The 3,245-nt window shown below is 43.4% G+C and carries 4 protein-coding genes; all 4 read right to left on the bottom strand.

Translation table 11 applies throughout. From position 1 onward, the window contains the following. Positions 1-399 (bottom strand): hypothetical protein (locus tag PHQ42_05335; protein MDD5072124.1); only part of this gene is annotated, 399 nt, incomplete at its 3' end. A gap of 6 nt (positions 400-405) precedes the next feature. Then, positions 406-1,347: a matrixin family metalloprotease gene (locus PHQ42_05330; protein MDD5072123.1), complete on the bottom strand. Its 942-nt coding sequence runs from the start codon at positions 1,345-1,347 to the stop codon at positions 406-408. Positions 1,348-1,357: 10 nt separating this feature from the next. Further along, the gene (locus tag PHQ42_05325) at positions 1,358-2,611 is read right to left on the bottom strand and encodes an ABC transporter permease (GenBank protein ID MDD5072122.1); all 1,254 of its coding nucleotides are present in this window, start codon (positions 2,609-2,611) and stop codon (positions 1,358-1,360) included. 117 nt (positions 2,612-2,728) lie between these two features. Beyond that, the coding region (locus PHQ42_05320; protein MDD5072121.1) for an FtsX-like permease family protein at positions 2,729-3,245 on the bottom strand (517 nt) is incomplete at its 5' end.

Genomic DNA, 3,245 nt, shown 5'->3' with positions numbered 1-3,245 from the left:
CTTGCATAAAAGTCGGCCTTTATTTTTATCCGACAGATAATGCTCCTTAAAATGTAAAATCTTAAATCTGGTGCTAATGGCGTTGCCGAATTTAAAAATCTTCCATAGCCTATAATTGGCTTGCACATTTTCATCAAAACCGCTTAAAGCCGCGATTAAATCATCGTTTAAAACGTCTCCGCCGGTCTTCAGCCGCTCGCCCACTTCGGTAAAAGCGATAATATCAATCTTTTCGGATTCAATATACTTGTTGATTTTTTGGAAATCCATGGTATGGCCGAAAAAATATTTCCAGCTCGAAAGCAGATACTGCCAATAGCCGCGAGTTACTTTAACGCCGAGCTGAATATTGAAAGTCGCGATTTTAAATGATGGGTTGCCATTTATATTTTCAGACATAAAAATTTATTTTATCTTGCATACGGCTTTTAATTCTTTTAAATCATCGGCTGTTAATTTATCATTGCCGCTTTCGTTCAGCCGGTACATGATGGCCTGCGGATTGTCCACATGCTCCAGGCCTAAAGCGTGCCCGAGCTCATGTGCCAAAACCCTTAGCAATAGTTCGCGGCTGTCAAATTGATAAATATTTATTCTTACGCCGGCGGCATCGCTAATATATTCGCCCTCCTGGAATTCTCCGGCCGCGCTGGAACCGATGGTATTATAATTGCTTACATTTAAATTTAATTCATAAATCAGCCGGTTGATTACATTAGCCAAGGCATTAAGGTCGTCAACGGTTTTATTAAATTCGCCCTGTTTTGCCTGAATTGACGCTGCCAAAACGTTCAGGTCTTTTCTTTCCTGCTCTAAAATGGCTATCTCATCCGGCGTGGCGCCGCCGCGCCGGTTAGCCGCTTTAACTTCGTCTTCATAATTGGCTTTCTGCTGGTTATAATAATTTACTAAATCATCCAGCTCTTTTTTTTGCGTATTGTAATTTTTATAATAAACATCATACTTATTTTTTAAAGCTTCATAAGTGGCTTTATCTTTGCTGATATTAATGCCTAAATTATTTAATTTTACGGTTGAATCCTGGCGTGAATCGTAAATTAAATTAATTTTTAAACTGCCGGCCTCCGAGTAGCTGAATAACTTCCTGCCCGCTCCTTCTTCCCAGATTTGCGCCGCTTGGTTTACGGCTTTTATCAAATCATCTTCGCTTAAGCCGAACCGCTTGTCTAAATCACCGATTGAATAAGCAATCGGCTTGTCGCAAGGGCTGATTATTTTACTAAAATTTTCTATGGCTAAATTAAGGTCTTTACTGAAATAAAGAGTAGCGCTGACTATAATGGCTAAAAAAATAACTATTTTAAAAATTTTACCGGCTAATTTCATATTTTGAAAATTATTCGTATCTTAGGGCTTCAATCGGATCCATGGCGGCCGCCGCCCGCGCCGGCAAAACGCCAAAACCTATGCCTAAAACGGCGGCCACGCTAAAAGCCAAAGCAATGGCATAAAGCGGCACGGAGAAAGCCCAAACCAAATTATTGGCCGAGGCAATTACGGCTACCAGCGCGCCAAGCAAAGAGCCGAGCGCGATGCCGATTACCCCGCCCAAAAGCGTTACCAAAACCGATTCAATTAAAAATTCATTTAAAATATCGGTTGGTTTGGCGCCCACGGCTTTTTTCAAGCCGATTTCCGAGGTGCGCTCGGTCACGGACACATACATGATATTCATGATGCCCACCCCGCCCACCACTAAAGAGATGGCCGCGATGGCAATCAGCAAAAGCGTGATGCCGTTGAAAATAGTATTAAAACTTTCCATGGCTTGCGCCATGGTTTGCACGACAAAATCATCTTTTGCCGGATCGGTTATATTGTGGTTGCGGCGTAAAACCATTGTAACGTCTTCGGCTGTGGCATCGCCCAGCTTGGCATCTTTCATTTCAATGACAAGCGCCACCACGTAATTAATGCCCAATATTTTTTTCTGCGCGGTATTTAACGGAATATAGAGCGAATCGTCTTCGCCTCCGCCCAGGCCGCCGCGTGAATTATAAACTCCTATTACCTGGAAATTCAAATCGTCCAAACGGAAAAATTTTCCCTCCGGATCATCCTGGCCGAATAAATCGGAGGCTAAATTACTGCCTAAAATTGCCACCTGGGCCGCGCCCGCCTCTTCGGCCATGGTATAAAATCTGCCTTGTTTTAGGGTGCCTTTATCAATATCAAAGCGGTCGGCCGAAGCGCCATAAAATAAAATGCTTTTGGCATTATCACGGTAGCTGGCCACTTTCTGCCCCACTACCATGCCATAACCGCCCACTACGTTGGGCAAGCGCTTAATTTCATCCAAATCGCGATTTTTCAAAGTAGTGATAGCCACAGCTGAAGCCGCTCGGCTAAGGTCCGCGCTGGCCGCGCTGGCATTACGATTTTTTGTGGTTGGCGGAACCCGCGTCTCCGCGAATAAAGTATTGCTGCCGTAGGTTTTTACCTGATCATTAATTAAGCTGCGAAAGCCTTCGCCGGCCGATAAAACCAAAATCACCGTGGCGATGCCGATTATGATGCCCAAAGTTGTCAACACGGTACGGACCGGATTGGTAATTAAAGATTTAATAGATTGTCGGAAGGCAGTAAGCATATCTATAATTAAGTTAAAATTTAATGGCCGTAGAGCTTTGCTCGCTATTAAATTTTAACTTAATACCTTATATTTTTTGAAAATATTAAAAACTTTTTCTAAAAAAGTTTTTAAAGTTTACTCATATCTTAAAGCATCTATCGGATTTAACCGGGCGGCTTTAAGCGCCGGGTACAATCCGAAAACCACGCCGGTTAAAATTGAAACGCCGATAGCTAAAACCACTGAAGTCAAGGAAATAACATAAGCCCAATCATAACCCAAATAATCCATTAAAAGAGAAATCAAATATGAAATTATCGCCCCCAGAACTATGCCGATTAAACCGCCGATTAAAGTAAACAGTCCAGCTTCAAGCAAGAATTGCCGGAGGATTGCCGCATTTGAGGCGCCTACGGCTTTGCGCAAGCCGATTTCACGGGTGCGTTCCGCCACGGTAACCAGCATAATATTTAAAATGCCGATGCCGCCTACCAATAAAGCGATAGCGGCCATAGACGTTAAGAATAAGCTTAAAGCATTGGTGACCGTGGTAAGGATGCTAACGGCGTCGGCAATGTTGCGCACGGTAAAATCGGCATCCGCCTCGCGCTTGATATGGTGCTCGGAATTAATTACCGCGGTGGCATCGCTG

Source organism: Patescibacteria group bacterium, from assembly GCA_028711655.1.
Classification (GTDB): domain Bacteria; phylum Patescibacteriota; class Patescibacteriia; order Patescibacteriales; family JAQTRU01; genus JAQTRU01.
Note: the sequence above shows the minus strand (reverse complement) of the source record. Positions and strands in the feature narration are given on the sequence as shown.

Bases quoted from the DNA above. Each gene is read 5' to 3' on its own strand.
- PHQ42_05330 (MDD5072123.1), bottom strand. From the start codon at position 1,347: ATGAAATTAGCCGGTAAAATTTTTAAAATAGTTATTTTTTTAGCCATT.
- PHQ42_05325 (MDD5072122.1), bottom strand. From the start codon at position 2,611: ATGCTTACTGCCTTCCGACAATCTATTAAATCTTTAATTACCAATCCG.